The organism is Mesorhizobium alhagi CCNWXJ12-2, from assembly GCF_000236565.1.
GTDB lineage: Bacteria > Pseudomonadota > Alphaproteobacteria > Rhizobiales > Rhizobiaceae > Allomesorhizobium > Allomesorhizobium alhagi.
Genome location: NZ_AHAM01000164.1, coordinates 1 through 24125, shown reverse-complemented (window position 1 = coordinate 24125; position 24125 = coordinate 1). Strand labels below are relative to the sequence as shown.

The following is a 24125-nucleotide window of genomic DNA, read 5'->3' as shown; positions in this document are numbered from 1 at the left end:
GCGGCTCGCCACGAAGCCGTAAAGCGCCGAGACCGGCGACAGCGCATAAGCCCGCCAGTCCGGTTTCTGCCACCAGAAGGGAGGCGCTTCGCTCGCCATCCTACCGGCCACCCGGCCTTTCGAGCCGCGCCTTGACGACCAGCGGCTGGATGAACGGCTCGAGCGCCCGGAGCGTGATGGCAAGAGCGCCGCGCATCTGGTCGACGGTCGCTGCGCCCGCCGCCATCATCTCGTGGCGGGCGACCTCGTTGACGAGCAGGAAGTTGACGGCGCCGGCCAGCATGTCACGGTCGCGCACCAGCTTCGCCCCGCCGCTGTCGATCAGGCGCTGATAGGCCTCGCGAAAATTCTGGACATTGCGGCCGGCCAGCACGGCCGTGTCGAGCATCGCCGGCTCCAGCGGGTTCTGCCCGCCCTCGGACGTAAGCGAACGGCCGACAAAGGCGATCTCGGTCAGTCTGAGATAGAGCCCCATCTCACCGATCGTGTCGCCGAGCAGAATGTCAGTGTCGGCGGTGACCTTCGCGCCGGCGCTGCGCCGTGCAACGTTCAGGCCCATGGCGGTAAACTGCGCGGCGATCGCGTCGGTGCGTTCGGGATGGCGCGGCACGATGATGGTGACGAGGCCTCGATGGCGTCCCCGCAGCATCGTATGGACCTCGGCCGCCACCGCCTCCTCGCCGTCATGGGTGGAGACCGCCGCCCAGGTCGGGCGCCGGCCGATCTGCCTTTGCAGCGAGGCAAGCGCCTTCTCGTCGGCGGGCGGCGGCACGGTGTCGACCTTCAGGTTGCCCGACACGGTGACCGGCCTTGCGCCGAGCGCCTGGAAGCGCTCGCCGTCGGCTTCCGACTGGGCGACCACATGCGCCAGATTCTCGAACAGCGCCTCGGCAAGATAGGCGCGTTTCTTCCACGATTTGAAGGAGCGGTCGGAAAGCCGGCCGTTGACCAGCACCTGCGGCACCCGCCGCGAGCCGAGTTCCAGTATTGTCATCGGCCAGATTTCGGATTCGGCGATGATGGCGAGATCGGGCTGCCAGTGGTCGAGGAAGCGGCTTACCGCCGGCTTTAAATCGAGCGGCACATATTGATGGATGACGCCCTTTCCCAGGCGCTCATCCGCCACATGCGCGGAGGTCACCGTGCCGGTCGTCAGCACCACGTTGACGCCGTAGCCCACTATATGCTGCACCAGCGGGACGACGGCGATGGTCTCGCCGACGCTCGCGGCATGCACCCAGATCACCGGCCCGCTCGGCCGCTCCCTGCCCGCCAGGCCGTAGCGTTCGCGGCGGCGGGTGCGGTCTTCCTTGCCCTTGGAGGCGCGCCAGGCGACATAGGTGCCGATCAGCGGATAGACGGCGGCGCCCGCAAGTCGGTAGCTCGACAGCAATGCGCGCGCCCAGCGTTCGCTCATCTGGCGCCGCCCGCGATGCGGTGGGCCTCTTCCGTCGCGGCGTTGAGCGAGGCGGTCACCTCTTGGCGCTTCAGCTCCATTTCGGCCTCATCCGCCTTGGCTGAAACGTGGACCAGCTCGCCGAGCGCCACGGCGCAGCGCCCGAACGGCATGTTGACGGTCGTTTTGTCCCAGCTCTTCTGCAGCACCTTTCGGCGGCTGGTGGTTATCGCCACCGGAACGATCGGCCGGCCTGTCAGCCGCGCCAGCGTCACGATGCCGAGCCCGGCTTGACGGGGCGTTCCATGCGGAATGTCTGCAATCATGCAGACATTCATGCCGGCATCGAGCGCCTTTTTCAGGGCGATGAGAGCGCGCGCGCCGCCCTTGTCGAGATGGCGCTTGTCGACCCGGCCGCCCGAACCGCGCACCGCCTGCAGGCCGAATTTCTCGACCACAAGCGCGTTGAGCTCGGCATCGGCGCTGCGCGAGACCATCGCCACCAGCCCTCGCCCGCGCGGATAGACCGCCGGCGCAAGCAGGTGCTGACCGTGCCACATCGCGACGATGGCCGGCGACATCTCGGCGTTCGCCTTCTCCAGGTCGGCGGAGCCCTTGGCCAGCGGATTGGTGAACCTGACGAGCCGCAGCCACTGTACCAGCAGGCTGGAGATGGCGCCCTTGACGAAGCGCGACTGCGCCAGCGGCTTGCGCGCCTTGCGCCAGAAGCGTTTCAGCGCGCCGACGTCGCGCTTCTTCTTGGCCTTGGCCCGGATGGCCATCGGCGCGCCTGGTCCGGACGTCATCAGCTCGAACCGGACGCCTTGGCCTCGGGCTGCAGCAGGCGGTGCAGATGGACCACGAAGTAGCGCATATGGGCGTTGTCGACGCTGGCCTGCGCCTTGGCCTTCCAGGCCGTCTTCGCCGACGCGTAGTCGGGATAGATGCCGACTATGTCGAGCGCGTCGAGATCGCGGAACTCGGTCGAGCCCAGCGACTTCAGTTCGCCCCCGAACACCAGATGCAAAAGCTGTTTGTTTCCGTCTTCCTCGGCCATCGTCTCTTCTGAATCCTTGTTCGGCAAACCGCCATTTGTCTAAAGCAGTTCGGTTCGGTTTGAAACCATTTCCAACTGGTTAAGCAAGATGCGCCTACGCATGTTGAGGGTCAGGCCGGGATCACCTGAATATCAACACACCTAAGCCTCGTCGGCGATCACGCGGCCCATCACGTCCAGCAACCTGCCGCTGCCGGCCACAAGCTTGCCATGCGTGGTGACCGCGCCGCCATAGACCGGCGGCTCGCCCTTATAGGTCAGCACCTTACCCCCGGCCTCGCGCAGTATCAGGTCGGCGGCGGCAAGATCCCAGTCCTGCGCATTCGGCTTGACGAAGGTTGCATCGAGCTTGCCGTCGGCGATCATCGCGATGCGGTAGGCCAGCGACGGTATGTAGGCGATCGGCCGGCATCGGTCGCGCCAGTTCTGCGGCATCGAATTGATCATCTGCTTGGGGCCGGCGATTTCGGGCGCGTCGCCGATCTCGCGCACCTTGACCGGCGCACCATTCTTCATAGCGCCGGCGCCGGACGCCGCCCAGAAGGTCTCCTCGCGCCCCGGGCATTCGAGAACGCCCGCTATCGGCGCGCCCTCCTCGACCACCGCGATGCTGACGCACCATTCGGTCCTGCCGTCGAGAAAGCCGCGCGTGCCGTCGATCGGATCGACCACGAAGAGGCGCCGCGAGCCGAGCCGCTCGGCCGAATCGAGCGTTTCCTCCGACAGCCAGCCATAGTCGGGCCGCGCCGCCAGCAACGTCTCGCGCAAATAGCGGTCGACCGCGAAATCGGCCTCGCTGACCGGCGATTGCCCAGTCTTCATCCACACTTCCGGGCTTTGCCTGAAGTAACGCAGCGCAATCTTGCCAGCCTCGCGCGCGGCCTCGCACAGTAGAGGCAGATCGCCGCCGGTCTCCGCTGGATGCAATCGGTCAACTGCCGGCAAGGGTCATCCCTTCGATCAGCAGCGTCGGCGCGGCGGTGGCGAAGTTGCGGTCGAGGTCGCTCGCCGGCACCATGTTCAGGAACATGTCCTTGAGGTTCGAGGCAATTGTCACCTCGGAAACCGGATAGGCGAGTTCGCCATTCTCGATCCAGAAACCCGACGCGCCGCGGCTGTATTCGCCGGTGATCATGTTGACGCCCTGCCCGAACACTTCGGTGACGTAGAACCCTGTCTTCAGCGAGGCGATCAGCTCTTCAGGCGTTCTTTCCCCCGGCTCGATCGAGAGGTTTGTCGACGACGGCGATACCGACGAGCCGCTGCGCGAGCCGCGGCCATTGGTCTTCAGCCCGAGCTCCTTCGCCGCCGAGGTCGACAGGAACCAGTGCTTGAGCACGCCCTGTTCGACCATCGTCAGCTTCTGTCCCTCGACACCCTCGCCATCGAACGGCCGCGATGCCTGGCCTCGCACGCGGAGCGGTTCGTCGATAACGGTGATGGCGGCGGCTGCAACTTGCTTGCCCATCATGTTGCGCAGGAAGCTGGTCTTGCGTGCCACCGACGCGCCATTGATCGCGCCGGCGAGATGGCTGGCGATACCGCGCGCTACGCGCGGATCGAAGACAACATTCACCGGACCTGTCTTGGCCTTGCGGGCGTTCAGCCTGCGCACCGCGCGTTCGGCCGCCCGACGCCCGACCCATTGCGGCGAATCGAGATCGACGAAATGCTGGCGCGAGGAAAACTCGTAGTCGCGCTCCATGCCGGTACCTTCGCCGGCAATCACGCTGGCCGAGCGCGAGAAGCGCGTGCCGACATAATGGCCGAGGAAGCCGTGCGACGTCGCCAGCACCAGGCCGCCAAGGCCGGCACTCGCGCTGCTGCCGCTGGAATTGGTGACGCCGGGCACGGCCAGCGCCGCCTCTTCGGCGGCGAGCGCATCCTCCTTCAGCTTCTCGGCGGAGACGGCGGTCGGGTCGAAGAGATCGAGATCGCGGATTTTCGAAGCAAGCAACGAGGCGTCGGCCAAGCCTTGAAAGGGATCCTCGGGCGAGACCTTGGCCATCGCGACGGCGCGTTCGGCAAGCGTCTTGGGATCGGAAGCGGCGGTTGCCGAAACGCTGGCGACCCGCTGGCCGATGAAGACCCGTAGCGAAACATCGTCGCTTTCGGATGCCTCGGTTCCTTCCACTTTGCCGAGACGCACCGACACGCTGGTCGAGCGGCCGCGCACCGCCACCGCATCGGCAGCGTCGGCGCCGGCCGCCTTGGCGGCCTCCACCAGGGCCGCGACACGGTCGGTCAGTTTCGCGGCATCGGGCGTTTCGTTCATGGGATCGGTCCTGTTCGGTTCGCACGGGCGGCGCATACGCTGCCTGCACCATCTATTGCCCTGCCCCCGCTTGTGCAATGGCGCAAGAGGCCACAGGCATGTCGCCGGCCATCCGACCCGCCAGCGGGTCCAGGCCGCATGCGGCTACAACTGCTCGACCTTCTCGCGCACCGCGATGGCCTTCTCCACCGCGTGCTTCAGTTCGTCCTTGATTGCAGCAGTCTCGTGCATCACCGCGTCGATCTTAAGGAAATTGAGCGCGCGGAACCGTGAAACCGGCGGCCGAAGGAATATGTCGGGCTGGCTTTGCAGCAGCTTGGCCGCGATGATCGACTGCATCATCAATTGCGACGCGCCGAACATCAGGTCGATCGAATTGGGTTTCTTGCGGCCGTTTTCATCCGGCGCGCCGACGACGTCGATGGCTATCACGATATCGGCTTCGCCGGTCACAAGGTCGAACGGGACGGGGTTATAGATGCCGCCGTCGATCAGCAGCCGGCCGTTGCGGCGGACCGGGCGGAACACCGCCGGGATCGCTGCCGATGCGGCAAGCGCCGAATGCAGGTCGCCTTCGCTGAACACCTCTAGGCTGTGGCCGAAGAAATCGGTCGCGGTGACTTTCAGCGGAATCTGCAGTTCGGCGAAGGTATCGGGGATCGTGTCGGGCAGAAACGCCTTGATAATGCGTTCGATGTTGAACTGGCTGACCCGTATTCCGGTTTCCATGACCTCGGCGAAGCTGCCCGGACGGGCGCGCCACATGCGGCTCGCCACCTGGGTACGCCGGCATAGGATCGAGCGGGAAAATTCGTGGATTTCCTTACCGGTCATTCCGGCGGCCATCCCCGCGCCCATGATCGCGCCGATTGACGAGCCGGATATGGCGACCGGCCTGATGCCGAGTTCGTCCAGCGCCTCGATGACATGAATGTGGGCAAGGCCGCGCGCCCCGCCACCGCCGAAGGCTATCGCGAAAGTCGGGCTCATCCCTTATTCCCGTCCGCCACTGCCGGCCCGACGATGAGCACGGCCGGTTCGGCCGCGAGCAGCTTGCGAGCAGCCGCCTTTGCATCTTCCAGCGTTACCGAATTGATCAAGTCGGCGCGCCGATCGATATAGTCGATGCCGAGATCCTCTATCTGCAATTCGACCAAGGTCGCCGCGATCGCAGCCGACGAATCCAGATTGTTGATGGCATAGGAGCCGATCAGATACTTTTTCGCCGCTTCGAGTTCGGCCTCGGTGGGCCCTTCCTCGACCATCTGGCGAACGACATCACGGATGACGGCGAGCGTTTCGTCCGCTTTGTCGGCGCGGGTCGAGGTGCCGATCACCAGCGCCGTGGCATGCTCGTGATTGACGATCGAAGAGGTGATTCCGTAGGTGAGGCCGCGCCTCTCGCGTACTTCCTCGAACAAGCGCGACGAAAACGATCCGCCGCCGAGCACGTGGTTCATCAGCACGGCGCCGTAGAATTCCGGCTCCTCGCGTTCGATGCCGGGATAGGCAAGCTGCAGAGAGGCCTGCGGCAGTGCATATTCGACGCGGATTTCCTGGTCGAGCCTGGGTTCCACATAGTCGACAGTCCGCAGCGCCGGCTTCTCCGGCAGGCCGGAAAACAGCCTGTCCAGTTCATTGGCGAGCGTCTCGGCGTCGATTGCGCCCACCACTGCCACATGCAGATTGCCGCGGGCGAAGTTCGTCTTGTGGAATGCGCGCAGATCCTCGGCGCTGATCGCCGCCAGCGACGCCTCCGTGCCCTCGTCGCGGCGCGCATAGGGATGCTCGCCGTAGAGTGCGGCCGCCCATTGATACTGCGCAGCCGTTTCGGGATCGCGCTGGCTGGAAACAATGCCCGAGACGATCTGGCTGCGAATGCGGTCGATCGGCGCCGCATCGAAACGTGGCTTCTCGATCGCGAGTTGCAGGAGCGCAAACGCCTCGTCCTTGCGCTCGGCCAGCATTCGCATCGACCCGTAAACATGGTCGCGGCCTGCGTTGAACCGCATCTCGGCGCCTGCATTGTCCAGCTGGATCTGGAAAGCTTCGCTATCGAGGTCGCCCGCACCCTCGTCGAACAGTCCCGTCATCAGGTTCGCGAGGCCCTCCTTGCCCGGCGGGTCCTGCGTGCTGCCGCCGTCGAAGGCGAAGCGGATGGCGATAATCGGGACCGAATAGTCTTCGACCAGCCACGCCGTGACGCCGCTTTTCGACGTCACCTCCTGGATGCGGACCTCGGCCCGGGCCAGCACAGCCGGAAGCACAAGGAACAACGCGGACAGGAAGAAGGTCGCGGCAAGTGCACTCGCCCGCACTCGCAGATCCGCAATGGATTTCATGCCGTTCATCAAGGTCAATTCCGCGCTGTTTCTTCGGGAAGCAGATATCCGGTCACGGCCACGTCCGGCTTCAGGTATTTCGCCGCGACCGCCTGGACCTGGTCGGCGGTCACGGCCCTTATCCGGTCGGGCCATTCCTGCACGTCCTCGACCGTTCCGCCCGTGGCGAGCGTCTGTCCGTATATGTTTGCCATGCTCGACTGGTTGTCTCGCGCAAAGATCATGCTGCGCACGAAACGGTCCTTGGCGGCGTCGAGTTCCGCATCGGTTACCCCGCCGCTGATGATGCGGGCGATCTCCGCCTCGATCGCGGCTTCCACCTTTTCAAGACCTTCCGCGCCATGCGGCGCGCCGTAGACGGTAAAGCTCGACGAATCGAGCATCGTTCCGCTGAAATAGGCCCCGGTACCGGCGGCGATCCGGTTCTTCACCACCAATTCCTGGTAGAGCCGGCTGCGCGTGCCGCCGCCCAGTATCTCCGACAGAAGGTCAAGCGCCTCGGCTTCGCCGTTTTCGGCGCTGGTATAGGACGGCGTCACCCAGTTTCGGGAGACGCTCGGGATCGACACGCGCTCGTCGGTCATGGTCACGGTGCGCTTCGTGTTCTGCTCGGGCTCCTGGGGACGCACCCGCGGCGGCAGGTCGGGGCCGCGCGGCACATCACCGTAGGTCTTCTCCGCCAGTGTGCGCACCGTCGCCGGCTCGACATCGCCGGCCACCACCAGGATCGCGTTGTTGGGCGCATAGTAGCGGTCGTAGAAGGCCACCGCATCGTCGCGGTTCAGCTTTTCCATCTCATGCATCCAGCCGATGACCGGGATGCGGTAGGGATGGTTCTGGTAGAGCGTCGCCTGGACTTCCTCGCTGAGCAGCGCTTCCGGGTTGCCGTCGACGCGCGCGCGCCGCTCCTCAAGGATCACGTCCCGCTCCGGGCCGATCACCTGATCGGTCAGGATCAGATTGCGCATGCGGTCGGCCTCGAACGACATCATCGTCTCGAGCGCTTCGGGCGAAACCTGCTGGTAGTAGGCGGTGTAGTCGTACGAGGTGAAAGCGTTCTCGCTGCCGCCGATCTCGGCGATTTTTCGGCCGAACTCGCCGGCCTCGTGCGTCGATGTCCCCTTGAACATCAGATGCTCGAAGAAATGCGCGATGCCGGACTTGCCGGCCGGCTCGTCGGCGCTGCCGATCTTGTACCAGACCATATGGGTGACGATCGGCGCGCGATGATCCGGGATCACCACCACTTCCATCCCGTTGCTGAGCAGAAAGTTTTCTACCTGCTGCTCTTGCTGCTGCGGCTGGCCAGTCGTTTCGGCCCAAGCGACGGGCGCAGGGGCAAACGCCGCCACCAGCAGCAGACAACCGGCGATCGCGCGCCGCCCGGATTGTGGCAGGGATTGAGCATTGAAGTTCATCGGCAGCTCCTGCGCATCGATAGCTGGGGCGGATATATGCAGTGCGGCGACCCCACGGAAAGTTAATTGTTGGTCATGTGGGTGCTGAGCGGGCCGGATTCACGCGTATTCGATGAAGCGTATGGTGGTTTCGCCATAGTCGCGATCGTCGATGACGGAAAAGCCCTCGCCCGGGTCGAATGAAGCGGCGGCGGCCTCCTCCACCACGCAAAGCGCACCTGGCGAGAGCCAACCGCCGGCCCGCGCCGAGCGCAGCGCCCGCTCGCCGAGCCCCTTGCCGTAGGGCGGATCGGCAAACACAAGCCCGAAAGGCTGCACGGTTCCGGCCTCGCCGAGGCCGGTCGCGTCGCGCCGGAATATCTTTGTGCGGCCGGTGAGCCCGAACGCCTCGACATTGTCGCGGACCAGGCCGCGGCCCTCGGCCGAATCCTCGATGAACATGCAGAAGGATGCGCCGCGCGACATCGCCTCCAGCCCAAGCGCGCCGGTTCCGGCAAACAGGTCGAGGACGCGCGCGCCCTCCAGCCGGTCCGGAAACCGGTGCGCGAGAACGTTGAAGAGAGCCTCACGCGTGCGGTCGGTGGTCGGGCGGATGGCATTGGTGCGCGGCGTGGCCAGCGGCCTGCCGCGAAACTCACCGCCGACGATCCGCATCGGGCTTTCCCTTGCGCGACCCCGATGGCCTATCGCCGCGTGGCGGCCGGTCGCCCTTGGCATCATCGACGCGAGGCTTGCCGAAGCCGGGTTTTCCGCCCGGCTTGCCGTAACTCGCCTTGCTCGCCTTGCGGGCCTCGTGCTCGGCCTTTTCGGCCGCGGCACGGCCCTTGCCGATCGGCCGCGCGCCCGGCGCCATCCAGACATTGGCCTTGCGGCCGCCCGGCGGTTCGATCGGGCGCGACTCGCGCTCGCCGGCCTTTTTTCCGCGCGGCTTGTCGCCGAACCCCGGTTTCGGTCCGCGCTCGGGCCGTTCGCCGCGCTCCGGCCGCGCGGGACGGTCCGGCTTCGTCTGCAGCCGCCCGAGCATGTCCTCGCGATGGCGTTCATTGTCGCGCCTGCGGTTCTTGATCAGGCCGCCCTCACCGATCCGCTCCGGCCGCCGCGGTGACGGCCTGCGATCGGGAACCGCCTCGACCGGTTTGGCATATTCCCGCCGTACCGGCTTGTTCGAGAACGGTTTTACGATGTCGGCGTCGAAATTCGCACCCGACTCCTCGACCAGCCGCTCACCAAGCTGGTCGCGCAGCATGCGGCCGCTGATTTCCTGGACATGGCCTTCCGGCAGCTCGCCGAGCTGGAACGGCCCATACGAGATGCGGATCAGCCGCGTCACGTCGAGGCCGAGCGCGCCGAGGATGTTCTTCACCTCGCGGTTCTTGCCCTCGCGCAGACCGATGGTCAGCCACGCATTCGTTCCCTGCTCGCGGTCGAGCGAGGCTTCGATCGAGCCATAGAACACGCCGTCGACCGCCATGCCGTCCTTCAGGCCGGCTAGCTGCTTCTCATCGACCTTGCCGTGCACCCGCGCGCGGTAGCGCCGTAGCCACCCCGTAGCCGGCAGCTCCAGCACGCGCGACAGCCCGCCATCATTGGTCAGAAGCAGCAGGCCCTCGGTGTTGATGTCGAGCCGGCCGATCGTCATCAGCCTCGGCAGATTGTCCGGCAGCAGGTCGAACACCGTCTTGCGCCCTTCCGGGTCGCGATTGGTGGTCACCACGCCCGCCGGCTTGTGGAACAGGAACAGCCGCGTGCGCTCGATCGGCGGAATGGCGGTGCCGTCGAGCTCGATCGTGTCGTCCGGCATCACGTTGAAGGCAGGCGACGCCAGCACCTTGCCGTTGACCCTGACGCGGCCGGCGGCGATCAGCTCCTCGGCGTCGCGGCGCGAGGCGATGCCGACGCGGGCGAGCCTTTTGGCGATGCGCTCGCCCGGCGCTTCCTCGGCCGTCTCGCGCGGCCTGGCAAACGGCTTGCGGTCGCCGCCGGGCTTGAAGCCTTCGGGCCGCGGACGCCGGTCGGCAGCACCGTCGCGCGCATTTTGCGCCCGGTCGAAACGGCGGGCCGGCCGCTCGCTGCCGCCTTCGTCGCCGCGCTCGGCGCGCCTGACAAACGGCTTGCCTTCCGGCCTTGGCCGAAACGTTCTCTCGCCGCCTTCCGCCCGCTCGCCGCCTTCGCGCGCGCCGCGCTCGAACCGGCCGGGCCGCGCTTCCGCGCCGCCCTCGCGGTTCTGATACGGCTTGCCTTCCGGACGCGGGCCCTTGCGGAACGGCGCGCCGCTGCGCTCCGGCCGGGCATCGCCAGCCGCGCGCGGACGCTCGTCGCGCCTGAATTCACGCTTCGGACGCTCGTCGCCGGCAGCCTCTTCGCGGCGCTTGGCGAACGGCTTCTTGGCCGCGCCGTCGCGCTTCTCGAACGGCTTGCCGCCTTCGAAACGCGGCTTGCCGGCAAAGCCGGGCTTGCCGCCCTTCTTCGCGCCGCCGCGCGGGCCGGACGGTTTCGGGCCGCTATTGCGGGTAAATTTCTTGTCGTCGTCGGCCATGTGGCGTTTGCCTTTCCGGGGCGGTAGATAACAGGAACGTCGTGGGGTTGCGAGGAGAATTCAGAATGGACGAAGCGTGAAGCGTCCGGATTTCATGAGCTTGGCGCTGGCAGAAGCGGAGGCCGCGGCCGCGCGCGGCGAAGTGCCGGTCGGTGCGGTCATCGCCGGCAACGGCGAAGTCGTCGCCAAGGCCGGAAACCGCACCCGCGAACTCAGCGACCCGACCGCTCACGCCGAAATGCTTGTCATTCGCGAGGCTTCAAAAAAACTCTCGGCCGAACGGCTCGGCGGCATGGACCTCTACGTGACGCTCGAGCCCTGCGCCATGTGTGCCGGCGCGATCTCGTTCGCCCGCATCAGGCGGCTATACTTCGGAGCGTCGGACGAAAAAGGCGGCGCGGTGGTCAGCGGCGTGCGCTTCTTTTCCTCGCCCACCTGCCACCACGCGCCCGAAATCTATCCAGGCATTGCCGAGCAGGAAGCGTCGGCGATCCTACGCGATTTCTTCAGATTGCGGCGCGACGGATAATCACACGCCGGGGATCAGGTCGCGCCAGGACCAGTCGCTGCCCTTGCGCGCCGCGGCCTTGAGCCGGCGTTCCTTCTTGAGCTCATCCTCGCCGATATCGTCCACCGGCGCGGTAGCGGAAGGCTCGCGATAGACCAACGGCGGTTCGCTCAGATATTTGCGTGACGTCTCGCTGCCCTGGCGCGTTTCGGCCAGGCGCTTGTTGAACGCCTCGCGCTGCTGCTCCTTGTTGACGGGCGACAATATGCCCGAATCCTCGGCCTTTGCCGAGCGGCCGGGCGGGGTCGATGACGCCGGCCCATCCGCTATGTCGTTGACGATCTCGGGCCTGAAACCCGGCTTGTCGCGATTCTCGGTGGCGTGGGCAATAATCCTCGCCCGCTTCTGCTCCGGCGATTCCGGCCAGTTCGGATTTTCGGCGGTAGCAGGCGCCTGCGGGGCCGGCAGATTGGCGACAGCGTCGGGAGATGGCTTCACCAGTTCAGGGCGCGGCTTGTATTGGATGCGCGGGCGATCTTTGGGGCCGAGCGAAAGGATGCCGGTCACATCACCGACGAGCTGCTCACTGGCGGTCTTGTCGGTGCCGTAGGTCGGAGAACTCATGCATCCGGAAAGCGTGAGCCCCGAGACGACGAGCGGCGCAAGCAGCACCAGCCGGTTTCTCTCGATCATAGCAGAAAACTTCACTGAACCCCCGCCTCGCAATTGTTGGCGACCCAAAAGCCGAGCCTTGCCGGCATTGTCCATCCGACGAAAATCCGGCGACAATTTGTCGGCCTGAGTTTCGCGCTTGTACCTCAACCGTTTATTAACGGCAACGCGCGGACGGCAATGCGCCGCCCGCCGTTGCGTTTTTGCACCGTTAAAGCCGGCCCAGCGCCTGCAATTCCCTGAGTACGGCCGCGTCGCGCGCCGAAACGTCGGGAAATTCCGGGTCGCTGCCGACATCGTCGGTATAGCGCCAGGAGCGCGCGCATTTGATGAGCCCGCGCTCCGCCGCCTTTTTGACGACCACTGCGACGCCCGCCACATCGTCCAGCCGGAACGCATCCGCCGGGGCGCTTTCATGCGAGATGACGAGATCGCTGGTGATCGCCATTTCGGCCATATCGACATCGCCGATGGCAGTCTCCAGCGCGGTGTTGGCCATATAGACCACTGGCACCGCCTCCAGCGACGAGCCGATCGTCTTCTTCGCCCGTTCGATCTCCAGCGCGCCGGTGACGACGCGCCTGACCTGCCGGACCTTCCTCCATTTCTCAGCCAGCGCCTCGTTCTTCCACTCCGCCGGCGTCAGGCGGAACTGTTCGAGATGCACCGATTCCGCATCCGGATAGCGCTCCAGCCATGCCTCCTCCATGGTGAAGGGCAGCATCGGCGCGAGCCATGTCGTCAGTCGCTCGAACAGATGGCGCACCACTTGCACGGCCGATTTGCGCTTCGGGCTCGACGGCGCATCGCAGTACAGCGCGTCCTTGCGGATATCGAAATAGAAGGCCGAAAGCTCGACGACCATGAAGTCGATCAGCGTCCGCGTGATGCGCTTGAACTCGAAGGCGTCGTAGCCGGCGCGCACGATCTCGTCGATTTCCGCCAGCCGGTGCAGCATCAACTGCTCCAGGTCCGGCATCTCCTTCACAGGCACGACATCGCCTTGGTCATGGGCGAGCGTGCCGAGCATCCAGCGGATTGTGTTGCGCAGCTTCCGGTAGGCGTCGATGTTGGTCTGCAGCACGTTCTTGCCGAGCCGCTGGTCTTCCCAATAATCGGTCGTCATCACCCACAGGCGCAGAATGTCCGCGCCCGACTGCTTCATCACGTCCTGCGGCACCACCGTATTGCCGAGCGACTTCGACATTTTCCGCCCGTCCTCGTCCATGGTGAAGCCATGGGTAACGACGGTCTCGTAGGGCGCGCGGCCGCGCGTTCCGCAGCTTTCAAGCAGCGACGAATGGAACCAGCCGCGATGCTGGTCCGAGCCTTCGAGATAGACGTCGGCCGGCCATTTCAGGTCGGGCCGGTCCTCCAGTGTGAAGACATGCGTCGAGCCCGAATCGAACCAGACGTCGAGGATGTCCTTGACCATCGTCCACGGCTCGTTGGCGCGGCTGCCGAGAAAACGCTCGCGCGCGCCTTCCGCGAACCAGGCGTCGGCGCCCTCCTTCTCGAAGGCTTTGACGATGCGGGCGTTGACCGCCTCGTCCTTCAGCACATTGCCGTCGGCGTCCGCGAAGACGGCGATCGGCACGCCCCAGGCGCGCTGGCGCGAAAGCACCCAGTCCGGCCGCTCCTCGATCATGGCGCGCAGCCGCGTCTGCCCGGCGGCGGGCACGAAGCGCGTCGCGTCGATGGCGGCAAGGGCGCGGGAGCGGAGGGTGTCGGCAGCGCCGGAATCCCCCTCCCCCTTGAGGGGAGGGGTTAGGGGTGGGGGTACTGAAGCGCTGTGTACGTCGCCTTTACCCCCACCCGCGCCTTTGGCGCGACCTCCCCTCAAGGGGGAGGTAGGAGTCGCATCCAGCCCAAACCCGCCCAGTTCCTTATCCATATGGACAAACCACTGCGGTGTATTCCGGAAGATCACCGGCTTCTTCGACCGCCAGCTATGCGGATACTGATGCTTCAGCCGCCCGCGCGCAAACAGCATGCCGCGCTCGATCAGCGCGTCGATGACCGCCTTGTTGGCGTCGCCCTTCTTGCCGTTATCGTCGATAACCCGCGCAGCACCTCCCTCGCGGTCCGGCCCGAAACCCGGCGCGTCCTTGGTGAAGAAGCCGGCGTCGTCGACAGTGAAGGGGATCGTGGGATCAACGCCTTTGTGCCGTGCCTGATCCATCCATACGTCAAAGTCGTCACGGCCATGCCCCGGAGCGGTATGCACGAAACCGGTACCCGCATCATCGGTAACGTGATCACCGTCGAACATCGGAACGGCAAATTCATAGCCTCCACCAAATCCAACGAGCGGATGACGGCAGAGCAGACCTCCCAGTTCAGCGCTGGTGACCTCACGAAGGCGATTGAAGCCAAGCTTCGCTTTTCCAAATGCTTCTTCTGCAAGCTTGTCCGAGAAGATTAACTTTTCGCCGGGCTTTGGACCGAAATCGTTCTCGGCCGATGTGACCTCATAGAGACCATACGCGATGCGCGACGAGAACGAGATCGCGCGATTTCCCGGGATCGTCCAAGGCGTTGTTGTCCAGATGACCACGTACGCCCCAGGCAAATCGCTTGCCAAAGAACCACCGCGAACCGCCGCCCATACCGGGAACTTCACCCACACAGTGTCGCTTTCATAGTCCTGGTACTCTACCTCCGCCTCGGCCAGCGCCGTGCGCTCCACCACGCTCCACATCACCGGTTTCGACCCACGATAAAGCTGCCCGCTCATCGCAAACTTCAGCAACTCGCCTGCGATGCGCGCCTCGGCATGGTAGGCCATGGTGAGATACGGATTATCGAAATCGCCGACGACGCCGAGCCGCTGGAACTCCTCGCCCTGCACCTTGATCCACTTTTCTGCGTAGGCGCGGCATTCCTTGCGGAACTCGATCATCGCAGCCGGCTCGGAAAGATCAGGCTTCGCCTTGCCCTTGGAGCGATAGTTCTCCTCCTCGATCTTCCACTCGATCGGCAGGCCGTGGCAGTCCCAACCGGGCACATAGTTGCTGTCGTAGCCGCGCATCTGGAACGAGCGGGTGATGACGTCCTTCAGGATCTTGTTCAGCGCGTGGCCGATATGGATGTTGCCGTTGGCGTAGGGCGGGCCGTCATGCAGCACATATTTCTCGCGGCCGGCCGCGTCCTCGCGCAGCCTTTTATACATGCCCATCTCCTGCCAGCGCTTGACCAGCAGCGGCTCCTTCTCGGGCAAGCCGGCGCGCATCGGAAATTCCGTCTGCGGCAGATAGAGCGTTTTCGAATAGTCGATCTTTTCGGACGTGTCGGTCATCATCTAGCCATGAGTTTGCCCGGCCGCGCACGGCCTCGGGCGTTCAACTATCACGATCTGGAAAAAGCGCGAGGGGTGCGCCGCCAAAAACTCCCGGAGCCTCCGGCAGCTTGAAAACTTCAAGCCGCCCGGAAGACCGGGCCGGTAATTCGTATGGCGGCAGCTATGGAGCGCGCGAAAAATGTCATGGCGGCGCTTTTAGCCGAGGCCGAGGCAGGAATAAAGGGGCTTTCCCAGCGCTTTGCCTTTTGTGCCATTTGCGCCTATATTGATGGGCAATTGGCGAAAGGACGGTTCATGGCGACTTCGGCGCGTGCAGTCAAGCAGGAACATCAGTTGACCGTAAGCTTGGACAAGGTCGACCAGCTTCGCCAGTGGGGTTTCAGCAACGAGGAAATCCATCAGATTGTCGGGCCTAGGCGCAGCCTGGATCGCCGTAGAGCTCAAGGCGGTGTTCTGTCGCTGATCGAGTCCGATCGCGTCTTCCGCCTTGAGCAGATAGCTGAGCATGCAGATCGAGTGTTCGGGAATCACGAAAAGGCGCAACGCTGGTTGCGGAAGCCAAACCGGGCGCTGGATATGGTCCGGCCGATTGACCTTCTGGTGTCGGAAGCCGGAGCACACCAGGTTCACGAGATCTTGCATCGGATAGACTTCGGCATGTTCAGCTGATGCGCCTATGGCGCATTTCCAATTATGCAGATCTTTCCGGACGGGGCGGTCTGTTTACAGCGGCTCGCTGGAACCACCTGAATACGCTGGTCGTCTACTGCGCAGACCATCCGGCCTCCGCACTGCTGGAAATATTGGTGAACTCCGATCCCGAGAACTGGCCGGACTTCTTTCAATTGCTTGAGATAGAAGCGCCAGACGACGTTCCGGTCGTGGAGCCGAATCTTCCATCGGACTGGCGGCAGGATTTGGAACTCACCCGAGACATCGGTACGCGGTTCATCTCGGAGAGCTCGGGCGTCTTGATGCGAGTGCCGTCGGCAATATTGCCTTTCTGCTTCAACTATCTGCTCAATCCAAGTCTCGCGGAGGCTGCCGGAGTTCGGATTGCCAGGGTGTCCCGGCATCCTATCGATCAGCGGCTTCTCCGAAGCTGACGTCGAATGTTTGACGAGCTAAAACGCCACCTTCGCGTCCAGTTCGCTGAGCGGCCTGACGCCTGCCAGCAGCGCCCTCGCCTCTTCATCGTCGCGCTTCATCTGCACCACCAGCGCATCGAGCCCGTCGAATTTCACTTCGCCGCGCAGATAACCGAACAGCGACACCTGGCAGGTCTCGCCATAAAAATCGCCGGAATGGTCGAACACAAATGTTTCGAGCAGCGGCGCGCCGTTCTCGTCGACGGTCGGTCGGCGACCAAAGCTGGCGACGCCGTCATGCAGCGAACCGTCCGCCCTGCGAAGCCGCACCGCATAGATGCCGTGCTTAAGCTCGGCCTCCGCTGGCAGGACCATATTCGCCGTCGGGAAGCCCAGCGTGCGGCCGAGCTGTTTTCCCTGGGTCACCTCGGCTTCTACGGTAAAGCGGTAACCAAGCAGGCCCGCCGCTTGCGCCACGTCGCCCTCGGCCAGCAGCTCGCGTATGCGGCTGGAGGAAACGATCTCGGCGCCCTCGTCGCGAAACGCGTCGACCAGCGTCACCCCAAAACCGTGCCGCTCGCCCGCCGCCATCAGATAGGCCGGGCCGCCCTGCCGGTTCTTGCCAAAGTGGAAGTCGAAGCCGGTCACAGAATGGCTGATGCCGAGGTTTTCCTCGAGCACTTTCGTCACGAACGTCTCGGCGTCCTGACTGGCGAAATCGCGCGTGAACGCCTGCTCCACCACAGCGTCGAATCCCAGATGCGCCAGCAGCCGCGCCTTCATCGGCGGCGGCGTCAGGATGAACAGCGGCACATCCGGCCGGAAAACCTTTCGCGGGTGCGGCTCGAAGGGCAGCACTAGCGCCGGCGCGCCGCGGCGGCGCCCTTCGTCCAGCGCGCGCTGCAGCACGGCCTGGTGGCCGCGATGCACGCCGTCGAAATTACCGATCGCCACCACGCCGCCGCGCAGGGAGGCTGGCAGCCTTTCATCGCCTGGAATGCGCCTGAAGCTCATCGCGCCGGAGCCTAGCGCAGCCGCGGAATGGTGGCGACGGGCGTCGCGCCGTGCTTGGCTAGGAACTCCGCCAGGCGCTCCTGGTCGGGCGCGAGCGGGTGGCCGTAGTCGCTGGCGTGGATGCCGCCCGAAACGTAGAGCGCGCCGATCCCCTGGTCGGCCGCGCCCTTGATGTCGGTCAGCATGCCGTCGCCGATCGCCAGCGCCTCGGAGCGCACGATCTCGCGGCCCAGCACCTCGCTCGCCGCCTTCAGCGCCGCCTCGTAGATCGGCCGGTGCGGCTTGCCCGAAACCAGTGTCCGGCCGCCAAGCTGCGCATAGTCGCGCGCCAGCGCGCCGGCGCACCAGATCAGCCGCTCGCCGCGCTCCACCACGATGTCGGGATTGGCGCAGATGAAGGGCAGGTTGCGCGACCGGAAGCGCCGCAGCATCTCGGCATATTCCTCGGGAGTCTCCGTCTCATCGTCGAACAGGCCGGTACAGATCACCGCCTGCGCCTCGAATTCCTCGACCAGCTCGACGTCGATGCCGTCATAAATCGCGAGTTCGCGCTCCGGTCCGAGATGGAACAGTTTTCGCGGGGCGTCGCGGATCAAGTCGCGCGTCACGTCGCCGGAAGTGACGACGCGGTCCCAGGCATCGTCCGGCACGCCGAGCGTCCTGAGCTGCGCCTCGACCCCTTCATGCGGGCGCGGCGAATTGGTGATCAGCACCACCGCGACGCCCTTCTCGCGCGCCCGCTTCAGCGCCGCGCTTGCGTCGGGAAAAGCATCGACCCCATTGTGGACGACGCCCCAGACATCGCAGAGCAGCGCGGCATATCTGCCTGCTACGGCATCCAGCGATGCGATGTTTTCGGGCGAAGCCGCCATGATTTCCTCGTCCGTTCGCTCATCGATTGCTGGCCGGATGCCCGGCCAGGCCGATGCGCAATTAACCGAACCTCTTCACCCTGTCACGAGCTTTCGGCTGACAGCCGACACGCGTCATGCGAAACTAGGCGTCGGCGTCGGCTCGTCCAATGCCAGGGGTTTACGAAGAAGCGCAAGGGCGCTTGCGGGGAAAGTTCAGAGTATGCCGCGCGGACTGTCAGTCGTCGCCTCGGCCGCATTGCTGTGCGGCGTGTGCTATTATTTCCTGCAGGGGATGATCGGCAGCGGCCGGGCGCTGGAGGAGATCGTGCTCGCCACCTGCGCGGCGGCCCTCACCCTTGCGGCAGTCGCAACGGCCTTCAGCGTGATGGCGCTGGTGCGGGCCAACGCCTCCGGCCAGGATATCCGCCGCCTGGCGCTTTCGGTGGAAGTGGCGCTGCGCGATTTTTCAGCGCGCAGCGACGGCGACGCCGTTACCATTGGCGAGATCGACGCTACCCTGTCGCGCCGGCTCGATGCACTCTCGGCAAGCCTCGCCGCGCGCCATCCGATAAAACCGGCGCGAAGCGCAACGGTCGTGCCGCATCCGGCCGTCCGGCTGCAGGCGGTCGAGACCGGCCCCGACGCCGCCGCCAACGCCGCCCTTCGCGCTGCCATCCAGCGGGCGCTGGCGGCAGATCGCATCGAACTCGACCTGCAGCCGATCGTTTCGATCTCGCAAGGCATGGCGGTCGGCCACGAGGCGTTCGGGCTGGTGGAGCCGACCGGCGGCGGACCCGTCCGGGTCGGCCGCGCCGATTTCGACCTGCCCGGCATTTCAGCGGCTTCGTGCGAACGGCTGATGGTGTTTGCGGCCGCCGCAGCAATCGAACGCCGGCACGGCCATCCCGGCGAGGCGACGCCGCTGCATGTCGCCATTTCCGGCGCCCTGCTCGACCATGGCTCCGAATTCGCCGCCGTGCTGACCCTGCTCGGCCAGCACCCTGCCCCGGCGCGCTCCATCATCCTTTCAGCGCCGGCCGACGCTATCGCCGATGGCCAGCACGGCCAGGCGCTGGCGCTGCTTGCCGAGACCGGCGCGCGCCTGGCCGCCGAAGGCTGGTCGGGTTCGCCGGAGGAACTGGAGGCGATGCGCGGCCATGGCGTTTCCATGCTGAAGCTCCCGGCGGCGCGATTGCTCGACCAGCCGCCGGCGTCGGCGCAAGCCATCGAAACGCTTCTCAGCCGCGCGGCAGCCGCGAATCTGCCGGTCGTCGCGACAGATGTCGCCGGCGACGAAGACGCCGTCCGACTGATCGACCTCGGCGTCAATCTTATGACAGGCCCGCGCTTCGCCGGCCGCTCCAGCCACAGTCCGGAAGCCACCGGGGCCGCCGAGCGCTTCGCAAATCTCTGACGTCGCCGGCCGGCAATCCGCGATTCTCCAGGCCCATTTGGTTAATACCGGGTGAGCCGCATCCCACCATTTCAACGGTTTTTCGCGCCGGTTTTTTTAATGAATTGTGGGATTCTGCCTGAACCTAGGGCTAGGTTTGGGGTGCGACATGTTACGCAGATTTGCTCGCGACAAGCGCGGCAATTTTTCAATGATGATGGTGGTGGCCACGATCCCGATCCTGGGCGGGATCGCGCTGGCCGTCGATTATGCCGAACTTTCCAGGCAGCGTCAGCTAACGCTCAATGCGCTGGACGCCGCAAGCGTGGCCACGGCCGCCCATATTGTCAGCGGCGTGGTCAGCGCTGCCGACCCGGCCGCCTACGATCTCGAGATCAAGAAATACGCACAGGATTTCTTCGAAGCCAATCTGGGACGGGTCAAGCCGGCAAACGCACCCCTCACCGTCAGGCTGCCCAATAACGATGCCGGCGGTGGGACCCTCAAATTGTCGGCGGAGCTGACATACGAGCCGTATTTCCTGCCGGCTTTCACGAAACTGATCGGCCGGCCAAGCGAAGAGAACACCGTGGATGTCACGGCGCATTCCGAAGTACGGCTGAAGAACACCCTCGAAGTGGCGCTGGTCCTCGACAATTCCGGGTCGATGGCGCAGTACGGCACAGGCACCGGCCAGCAGCGCATTGCCCTCTTGAAGGCAGCGGCCAAGCAGCTGATCGAGACGATGGCCAATCAGGCGGCCATGATGAAGCAGGTGCCCAAGCCAGTTCAGTTCGGCCTCGTGCCATTCTCGGCATCGGTCAACATCGCTCCAGCCAATGACGACCAGCCTTGGATGGACACGCTGGGCATTTCCCCTGTCCATCATGAGAATTTCGACTGGTCGAAGATGACCCCAGCCAACCCCAACTACAACCCAAACAAATATGCGGAGAAGGTTGGCGACGTCTGGTATAAGCGCGGCGCGGATTGGGGTGACACCCGCGATCAGCCGCTGACGCGCTTCAGCCTTTATGCGGACATCATCGCGGAAACCGATCGCGAAGCGATCCCCAACACGAGCCGCCGGGTCTGCAAGCGATTCCGGGACGGAGCGTGCAAGGAATACACGACAGAACCTGAATACGAATACACGGTATCCCAATACACCAGTTGGCAAGGCTGCGTGGAAGCGCGTCCTGCTCCCTACAACAACAACGACGCCGACGCGACCTCGTCCAATCCCGCAACCTTGTTCGTACCGATGTTCGCGCCCGACGAGGCGCGGCACCTGTGGCGCGATCTCAACAACGACAACATACCAGATCTCGACGACGCCAACTACGGTTACGGCAATAATTGGTGGGCGGATTGGACCGACACGGACGCCGCATCGCGTCAATCTGACATGCGGAAATATTTTCGCGTCAAGCCCTATGGAGCGCCCGCGGCAGCATCTGGCGATGGGCCGAATTCCTCCTGCACTACCAATGCCATAACGCCGCTGCACGACGTCACTACCCTTGAGGGCAAGAAGGTGATCTTGGACGCAATCGACGCCATGACCCCGACCGGAAACACCAACGTGCCCGAGGGCACCGCGTGGGGCTGGCGTGTCGTGTCCCACAAGGCGCCTTTTACCGAAGGCCGTCCCGAGATAGAAATGGGTAACGACAAGGTCATCATTGTTCTGACCGATGGCGCCAACACTTATGGCGACTACACCTACACTGATCCGGCGGGCAATCAGTCGACCTACGCCGCCTATGGTTACACGGGCAAGGGCTATAACGGCACTGGCACCACGCGTATGTACATGGACACGAATGTAAGCAAATCCACTTACACGAACACGAACTACCAGGCGGCCATGGACGAGCAATTGCAGATGGTATGCGCCAACGCGAAGGCTCCTGATCAAGGCAATGTCATCGTTGTCACCGTCTCGCTCGATTTGAGCACCAGCGTCGCGAGCGAGAAGAAGGCCATCGACGCCCTGACCAATTGCGCCTCCGACTCCCGCTTCAAGAAAAACGACGACGGAACGCCGAAGAAGCTGTACTACAACGCGACCGGCAGCAATCTCGCGGAGAAGTTCAAGGAGATCGCCGACGAGCTGTCGAACCTGCGCATCGTCAGCTAGCACACAACTGCAGAACCTGTGACGCCCCGCCCTCTCCGGCGGGGCGTTCGCTTCTGGCAGCGGGCTTGCGTGGCGCAATCCTTTCCCGCGCCAGGAACTTGAGTGTCGAAAGCGACCGGGCCATGGTCCGCGCATTTCGGGCATCCGCCCCACTATCCTGGTCTGGATTTTCCATGCCCGAGCTTTCGACCCTCGCAGCCTTCGCTCTCATCGCGCTCGGCATGGTGCTGACGCCTGGCCCCAACATGATCTACCTGATCTCGCGCTCGCTGTCGCAAGGACCGCTAGCCGGGCTGGTTTCATTGGGCGGCGTGGCGCTCGGCTTCGTCTTCTACATCCTCTGTGCCGCCTTCGGCATCACCGCGCTGGTGCTTGCCGTGCCCTATGCCTATGACGCGCTGCGCTTCGGCGGCGCGCTCTATCTCCTGTGGCTCGCCTGGCAGGCGGTGCGGCCGGGCGGTCGTTCGCCGTTCCAGATCCGGCAACTGCCGAAGGACAGCGCCAGGAAGCTGTTCATGATGGGCCTCATGACCAACCTCCTGAATCCCAAGGTCGCGGTCATGTATCTTTCGCTGCTGCCGCAGTTCATCAGCCCCGAGCAGGGCAGCGTGCTGACGCAGCTTCTCGTGCTCGGCAGTGTGCAGATCACCATCAGCGTCACCGTCAACGCGATCATCGCCGTCATGGCCGGCTCGATCGCCGCCTTTCTGGCCGGGCGGCCGCTCTGGCTGGTTGTCCAGCGCTGGCTGATGGGCACGGTGCTCGCCGGCCTCGCGCTCAGGATGGCGACCGAGGCGCAGCGCTGAGAGCTTCCACTCCGCGCCCCACCTCTCCTTCGCCGACGCTCGTGATTTTGACAGGCACCTCCCCGCTTCGTCATCAACTCTGAGTGTGCTGTTCATCTGTGTATCGCGGGAAGCGTACACTGATTGGCGCCGTGCTCGTCATTCCGTGGCCGCGGAGCGGAACCCGGAATCCAGAGCGTCGGCGCTGAAGAAATGAGATGTGTCTGATGCGATCGGAGTGGGATCGGGCGCCGTCGGAAAACTGGACGAGGACCAGCGTGCTGGATTCCGGGTTCCGCTTCGCGGCCCCGGAATGACGATGAGGTCGTGAAAGACAAATGCCATCGCATCTGCGCCTTGCCGGCTCGCAAGCCTCAACTTTGTCATCGGGCTTGACCCGAGGACCCATGCCGTGACCTTCCGGACGTCAGCGGAGTGGGGATGGCCATCAGCGCCCCCAACCCTGTCAGCATCTGTCAGGAATGTTTTCCTGAACTTTGTCCACACCCTCCCTCGATGCCCGCATACTTCATCCCGGCAGCTTGCTGGTGGGAACGGGTGTGCACGACCGGCATCCAGGCAAGTGTGGCGCCGGCGATGATCCCCGCATGGTCGTGCGGGGCGCTCCGGCCCCGGTTCGCGCTTGTGCGCCCGCGCTCCGTCCCAGACTACCGGGACAGGGCGATGGGCCGGGAGCGGCAAGGGGAGAAAACGCCGGCGGCGCATGGCAGCGCGTCAACTAACTAAAATTGATTAGGCGTCGCTGCCATGCGCCGCTTCCCACACCCCGGCTTCGAGAAGAAGCGCGGGAACACTCCCGCGCGCCCCCAAACATGGAGAGAAAGTCACATGACCCGGAAGACAAGACCCGAGATCGAGTTCAGCCCCGAATGCCAAGCCGCCCTGGACCGCCTCGTCGCTCTGGCACACCAGCTTGCGGCGATGCTTACCGGCGACAGCCTGTCGCCTGAAACCGGCGTCACCGACACGCCGCCCTCGCAGGCGCTGGCGATAGGCATGATCTGCTTCCTTATGCGCGCCGACCCGGAAGATATCCACGCCGCGCTCTTCGCCGAGAAGTCGCTCGGCGAACTGCCGTTCAGGCCCTTCCCCGCCGGCCACACCAGGCAGGCGCCGCTGGCGGACATGTGTTGAGGCAGACGGGGACGAGCGGCCGGCGGCAAAGATGCGGAACGAGCTTTCTCCTCACGTAAAGGGGCCTGGTGCTTCCGCGCCGATTCCAAATCTCTTGCTCTTCCCCTTCCTCTCTCCCGGCTTGACTCGTACCAGCCGAGCGCCTATTCACCGCCACGTTAGCACTCGCTTCTGGTGAGTGCTAACCG

At 64.6% G+C, this 24125-nt stretch carries 21 protein-coding genes; 7 read left to right on the top strand and 14 right to left on the bottom strand.

The features are described 5' to 3' along the window. Positions 1-100: 100 nt before the first annotated feature. The 10 genes from waaA to MAXJ12_RS18920 form a co-directional block, all read right to left on the bottom strand. Positions 101-1417, bottom strand: coding sequence for a lipid IV(A) 3-deoxy-D-manno-octulosonic acid transferase (waaA, locus tag MAXJ12_RS18965; RefSeq protein WP_008837577.1), 1317 nt, complete (start codon positions 1415-1417; stop codon positions 101-103). Beyond that, entirely contained in the window at positions 1414-2178 is a 765-nt protein-coding gene (locus tag MAXJ12_RS18960; RefSeq protein ID WP_008837576.1) for a lysophospholipid acyltransferase family protein, read from the bottom strand. Before MAXJ12_RS18960 ends, waaA begins: the two co-directional genes overlap by 4 nt. Positions 2179-2201: 23 nt before the next feature. After that, complete coding sequence (locus MAXJ12_RS18955) at positions 2202-2453, bottom strand: DUF4170 domain-containing protein (protein WP_040586868.1); 252 nt, start codon at positions 2451-2453, stop codon at positions 2202-2204. A gap of 141 nt (positions 2454-2594) precedes the next feature. Then, positions 2595-3398, bottom strand: coding sequence for a 3'(2'),5'-bisphosphate nucleotidase CysQ (locus MAXJ12_RS18950; protein ID WP_040586851.1), 804 nt, complete (start codon positions 3396-3398; stop codon positions 2595-2597). Then, the gene (locus MAXJ12_RS18945; RefSeq protein WP_040586866.1) at positions 3385-4728 is read right to left on the bottom strand and encodes a TldD/PmbA family protein; all 1344 of its coding nucleotides are present in this window, start codon (positions 4726-4728) and stop codon (positions 3385-3387) included. Before MAXJ12_RS18945 ends, MAXJ12_RS18950 begins: the two co-directional genes overlap by 14 nt. Before the next feature lie 144 nt (positions 4729-4872). Then, the gene (locus MAXJ12_RS18940; RefSeq protein WP_008837573.1) at positions 4873-5718 is read right to left on the bottom strand and encodes a patatin-like phospholipase family protein; all 846 of its coding nucleotides are present in this window, start codon (positions 5716-5718) and stop codon (positions 4873-4875) included. Further along, positions 5715-7079, bottom strand: a complete 1365-nt coding sequence (locus MAXJ12_RS18935) for a M16 family metallopeptidase (RefSeq protein ID WP_008837572.1) — start codon at positions 7077-7079, stop codon at positions 5715-5717. Before MAXJ12_RS18935 ends, MAXJ12_RS18940 begins: the two co-directional genes overlap by 4 nt. A gap of 5 nt (positions 7080-7084) precedes the next feature. Continuing rightward, a complete protein-coding gene (locus MAXJ12_RS18930; protein WP_008837571.1) occupies positions 7085-8488 on the bottom strand; it encodes a M16 family metallopeptidase in 1404 nt (467 codons plus the stop codon). Between the two features lie 99 nt (positions 8489-8587). Then, the gene (gene rsmD / locus MAXJ12_RS18925) at positions 8588-9142 is read right to left on the bottom strand and encodes a 16S rRNA (guanine(966)-N(2))-methyltransferase RsmD (RefSeq protein WP_008837570.1); all 555 of its coding nucleotides are present in this window, start codon (positions 9140-9142) and stop codon (positions 8588-8590) included. Then, entirely contained in the window at positions 9123-11024 is a 1902-nt protein-coding gene (locus MAXJ12_RS18920) for a pseudouridine synthase (protein WP_008837569.1), read from the bottom strand. The genes rsmD and MAXJ12_RS18920 overlap by 20 nt, the downstream gene beginning before the upstream one ends. A gap of 76 nt (positions 11025-11100) precedes the next feature. Here MAXJ12_RS18920 and MAXJ12_RS18915 point away from each other — a divergent pair, with 76 nt between their 5' ends. Next, positions 11101-11553, top strand: a complete 453-nt coding sequence (locus MAXJ12_RS18915; protein ID WP_008837568.1) for a nucleoside deaminase — start codon at positions 11101-11103, stop codon at positions 11551-11553. On the opposite strand, the gene MAXJ12_RS18910 is transcribed toward MAXJ12_RS18915, so the two are convergent. Together MAXJ12_RS18910 and ileS are read right to left on the bottom strand one after the other, a co-directional pair. Then, a complete protein-coding gene (locus tag MAXJ12_RS18910; RefSeq protein WP_341872539.1) occupies positions 11554-12240 on the bottom strand; it encodes a hypothetical protein in 687 nt (228 codons plus the stop codon). A gap of 175 nt (positions 12241-12415) precedes the next feature. Further along, positions 12416-15502, bottom strand: a complete 3087-nt coding sequence (ileS, locus tag MAXJ12_RS34505; RefSeq protein WP_008837566.1) for an isoleucine--tRNA ligase — start codon at positions 15500-15502, stop codon at positions 12416-12418. Between the two features lie 165 nt (positions 15503-15667). Between ileS and parS the strand changes: the two genes are divergently transcribed. Both parS and MAXJ12_RS18895 read left to right on the top strand, forming a co-directional pair. Next, positions 15668-16174, top strand: coding sequence for a type II RES/Xre toxin-antitoxin system antitoxin (gene parS / locus MAXJ12_RS18900; RefSeq protein ID WP_244421527.1), 507 nt, complete (start codon positions 15668-15670; stop codon positions 16172-16174). Then, positions 16174-16611: an RES family NAD+ phosphorylase gene (locus tag MAXJ12_RS18895; RefSeq protein WP_008837564.1), complete on the top strand. Its 438-nt coding sequence runs from the start codon at positions 16174-16176 to the stop codon at positions 16609-16611. Before parS ends, MAXJ12_RS18895 begins: the two co-directional genes overlap by 1 nt. Positions 16612-16629: 18 nt before the next feature. Here MAXJ12_RS18895 and MAXJ12_RS18890 read toward each other — a convergent pair whose 3' ends face one another. Next, positions 16630-17607 (bottom strand): bifunctional riboflavin kinase/FAD synthetase, encoded by a 978-nt coding sequence (locus MAXJ12_RS18890; RefSeq protein ID WP_008837563.1) that lies wholly within the window; start codon positions 17605-17607, stop codon positions 16630-16632. Positions 17608-17618: 11 nt separating this feature from the next. Then, a complete protein-coding gene (locus MAXJ12_RS18885; RefSeq protein WP_008837562.1) occupies positions 17619-18479 on the bottom strand; it encodes a TIGR01459 family HAD-type hydrolase in 861 nt (286 codons plus the stop codon). Between the two features lie 202 nt (positions 18480-18681). Here MAXJ12_RS18885 and MAXJ12_RS18880 point away from each other — a divergent pair, with 202 nt between their 5' ends. From MAXJ12_RS18880 to MAXJ12_RS18865, 4 genes are all read left to right on the top strand, one after another. Next, the gene (locus MAXJ12_RS18880; RefSeq protein ID WP_008837561.1) at positions 18682-19875 is read left to right on the top strand and encodes an EAL domain-containing protein; all 1194 of its coding nucleotides are present in this window, start codon (positions 18682-18684) and stop codon (positions 19873-19875) included. Between the two features lie 190 nt (positions 19876-20065). Then, the gene (locus MAXJ12_RS18875) at positions 20066-21997 is read left to right on the top strand and encodes a hypothetical protein (protein ID WP_008837560.1); all 1932 of its coding nucleotides are present in this window, start codon (positions 20066-20068) and stop codon (positions 21995-21997) included. Positions 21998-22170: 173 nt separating this feature from the next. Then, positions 22171-22803 (top strand): LysE family translocator, encoded by a 633-nt coding sequence (locus tag MAXJ12_RS18870; RefSeq protein ID WP_008837559.1) that lies wholly within the window; start codon positions 22171-22173, stop codon positions 22801-22803. Between the two features lie 828 nt (positions 22804-23631). After that, positions 23632-23937, top strand: coding sequence for a hypothetical protein (locus MAXJ12_RS18865; protein WP_008837558.1), 306 nt, complete (start codon positions 23632-23634; stop codon positions 23935-23937). Positions 23938-24125: the final 188 nt, after the last annotated feature.

Bases quoted from the DNA above. Each gene is read 5' to 3' on its own strand.
- waaA (WP_008837577.1), bottom strand. From the start codon at position 1,417: ATGAGCGAACGCTGGGCGCGCGCATTGCTGTCGAGCTACCGACTTGCG.
- MAXJ12_RS18960 (WP_008837576.1), bottom strand. From the start codon at position 2,178: ATGGCCATCCGGGCCAAGGCCAAGAAGAAGCGCGACGTCGGCGCGCTG.
- MAXJ12_RS18955 (WP_040586868.1), bottom strand. From the start codon at position 2,453: ATGGCCGAGGAAGACGGAAACAAACAGCTTTTGCATCTGGTGTTCGGG.
- MAXJ12_RS18945 (WP_040586866.1), bottom strand. From the start codon at position 4,728: ATGAACGAAACGCCCGATGCCGCGAAACTGACCGACCGTGTCGCGGCC.
- MAXJ12_RS18940 (WP_008837573.1), bottom strand. From the start codon at position 5,718: ATGAGCCCGACTTTCGCGATAGCCTTCGGCGGTGGCGGGGCGCGCGGC.
- MAXJ12_RS18935 (WP_008837572.1), bottom strand. From the start codon at position 7,079: ATGAACGGCATGAAATCCATTGCGGATCTGCGAGTGCGGGCGAGTGCA.
- MAXJ12_RS18930 (WP_008837571.1), bottom strand. From the start codon at position 8,488: ATGAACTTCAATGCTCAATCCCTGCCACAATCCGGGCGGCGCGCGATC.
- rsmD (WP_008837570.1), bottom strand. From the start codon at position 9,142: ATGCGGATCGTCGGCGGTGAGTTTCGCGGCAGGCCGCTGGCCACGCCG.
- MAXJ12_RS18920 (WP_008837569.1), bottom strand. From the start codon at position 11,024: ATGGCCGACGACGACAAGAAATTTACCCGCAATAGCGGCCCGAAACCG.
- ileS (WP_008837566.1), bottom strand. From the start codon at position 15,502: ATGACCGACACGTCCGAAAAGATCGACTATTCGAAAACGCTCTATCTG.
- parS (WP_244421527.1), top strand. From the start codon at position 15,668: ATGGAGCGCGCGAAAAATGTCATGGCGGCGCTTTTAGCCGAGGCCGAG.
- MAXJ12_RS18895 (WP_008837564.1), top strand. From the start codon at position 16,174: ATGCGCCTATGGCGCATTTCCAATTATGCAGATCTTTCCGGACGGGGC.
- MAXJ12_RS18890 (WP_008837563.1), bottom strand. From the start codon at position 17,607: ATGAGCTTCAGGCGCATTCCAGGCGATGAAAGGCTGCCAGCCTCCCTG.
- MAXJ12_RS18885 (WP_008837562.1), bottom strand. From the start codon at position 18,479: ATGGCGGCTTCGCCCGAAAACATCGCATCGCTGGATGCCGTAGCAGGC.
- MAXJ12_RS18880 (WP_008837561.1), top strand. From the start codon at position 18,682: ATGCCGCGCGGACTGTCAGTCGTCGCCTCGGCCGCATTGCTGTGCGGC.
- MAXJ12_RS18875 (WP_008837560.1), top strand. From the start codon at position 20,066: ATGATGATGGTGGTGGCCACGATCCCGATCCTGGGCGGGATCGCGCTG.
- MAXJ12_RS18870 (WP_008837559.1), top strand. From the start codon at position 22,171: ATGCCCGAGCTTTCGACCCTCGCAGCCTTCGCTCTCATCGCGCTCGGC.
- MAXJ12_RS18865 (WP_008837558.1), top strand. From the start codon at position 23,632: ATGACCCGGAAGACAAGACCCGAGATCGAGTTCAGCCCCGAATGCCAA.